This is a genomic window from Mogibacterium pumilum, assembly GCF_002243385.1.
In the GTDB taxonomy this organism is placed as follows: Bacteria; Bacillota; Clostridia; order Peptostreptococcales; family Anaerovoracaceae; genus Mogibacterium; species Mogibacterium pumilum.
In genome coordinates this window covers 619,950-622,107 of sequence record NZ_CP016199.1, presented here as the reverse complement: position 1 = coordinate 622,107, position 2,158 = coordinate 619,950, and the positions used below count along the sequence as shown (strand labels likewise).

General features: G+C 46.5%; 1 protein-coding gene. It reads right to left on the bottom strand.

The genetic code is table 11. The features are described 5' to 3' along the window. Nucleotides 1-94: 94 nt before the first annotated feature. Entirely contained in the window at nucleotides 95-1,450 is a 1,356-nt protein-coding gene (ltrA, locus tag AXF17_RS03050; protein ID WP_237049005.1) for a group II intron reverse transcriptase/maturase, read from the bottom strand. Between the last annotated feature and the right edge of the window lie 708 nt (nucleotides 1,451-2,158).

Below are 2,158 nucleotides of genomic sequence, written 5' to 3'. Positions count from 1 at the left end.
AATAGGGTAGAGCGAGGGCGTTAGCCCTCAACCCTCCCGTTGCACCGTACGTACGGGTCTCGTATACGGCGCTACATCAACATAGAATCAAGCGTTAATTCAGATAATACGCCAAAGGGTCGACCAATCCCGGTCGGCTCTTTGTCTTTTTGCCAAGTATCGTTGGATTGAGCAGGAAATTAATATCCCGAATAGTAGCCATTCGGTACCATCCCTGCCTTGCGTTTGCCACGCTTAACAATCTTTTCTCCTCAAGGCCACATTCCTGAATCCTATTCAGAGCCATCAGGTTCTTGAATATGGTCTTCGGCTTTTTCCACTGTTTGAGTATCACTACTCTCACCTTGTGCCTCAGCCATTGTCCATATTCATCAAGAAAGCCTTTCATGCTACCGATTCTGTAGTAGTTTATCCACCCCCGGATGAGCCAGTTCAGTTGCATAAAGGTAGACTTTATGGTTCGCGCAGCCGCTTTCTTCCGACAAAGAATCTCACGAGTCTTCTCATAGAGTTTCTTCTTTCGGTCTTTGGCAAGCCTGCACTTCCAACCGTCTTTGCTCTTCCAGAATGTGAATCCCAGAAAGTTACTCTTCGTAGGTCTTACTACCTTTGTCTTAGTGGCACTGACTCTCAGCCGAAGTTTGCGCTCCAGCCAGCTTGTCACAGACTTCATCACTCTGTCTGCCGCCATTTCACTTTTCACGAAGATGTCGCAGTCGTCAGCGTATCTGACAAAATGAAGTCCCCTTGATTCCAGTTCCTTGTCGAGCTTGTCAAGGTAGATGTTGGATAGTATAGGTGAAAGAGGTCCACCTTGCGGTACCCCTTCTTCACTTGGGCTTACCAAGCCATCTTCCATGACTCCAGCTCTTAGAAACTGTCGAATCAGTCGTAGCGTTTTCGCATCATTAATGCGTTCTCTGAGTATTGAAATTAACTTGTCATGGTTTACCGTGTCGAAATACTTCTCGATGTCAAGGTCTATCACCCACTCATATCCCTCGTTGAGGTATTCGAGGGCTTTCTCTATCGCTCCATGGCAATCTCTGTTCGCTCGGAACCCATAACTATGGTCACTGAAATATTTGTCATATCCCAGAGACAGTATCTGTGCTGTCATCTGCTGTACAACTCTGTCTGTGACTGTCGGTATTCCGAGAGGTCTCTTCTTGCCGTTGGCTTTAGGTATGTAGACCCTTCTTACCGGACTCGGCCTGTATTTACCTTCACGTATCTGAGTCTTCAGCTCTTCCCTATGAAGAGTAAAATACACGTCAAGTTCATCTACCGTCATCCCATCGACTCCGGCTGCACCTTTGTTTCGCTTGACGTTCTTGATTGCCTCGTCAATATTCCTGTCCTGTAATATCCATTCGATTAATTCCACTTGTTGCTCCTCTTTCTGTTCGTAAAACTGCCGGAAATCATCCCCTCTACCTTTTGCCTCCACAGACTTACGTTTCTGCTTTCAGAGCATATCCTCGATTTCGGATTATTCCGACCTTGCTTGCAGTGATTTGCAATACATTGACATTAGACCCTTCCCGTTCGTGCTCCCGGTACTATGGTCTAAGCTGACTCCCGGACGCAAGCCTTTTCCGCACGTGTTTCCACGCCGTCCGGGTCTCCCGGGGTAAGACATAGTTCTTTCGCCACACAACCTCCGGATTTACTGTCTCGGTGATACGTTTACCTTTTGGGCTTCGGTTTGTGTAGCAACCTCACCCACCGTTTAGCCTTGTATCCGGTTTCTGTTCGTAGGCTCGATGGCTTTGCTACACCGCTTCCTTCACTTGAGCATTACTGCTTTCCGCTTGCGGTTCGCTACACTTGGCGGTAAATACCCGTGACTGGACTCTCACCAGTAAGAACTGTGCCATGCCCGGCACACCGACAAAAGGTCGGTAGCATATGCCACCGACCTTAATACATCTAAAAGTTCAGGTTCTATAAATTCTTTTGGGGTTTAGGAGGTACCTATCCATTTCATTGTGGTGTTTTAAACCCCTACCTATACACTTGTTGGGGTAATAAAAAAACACCCCAAAAAAATCAATGTTGTCCCTGACAAGGGGTACACATCATAATTTGGATAATCTAAAAAGGACGGAGATTTAACCATGATTAGTTAAATTCTCCGTCCTTTGTTGTTCCTCAA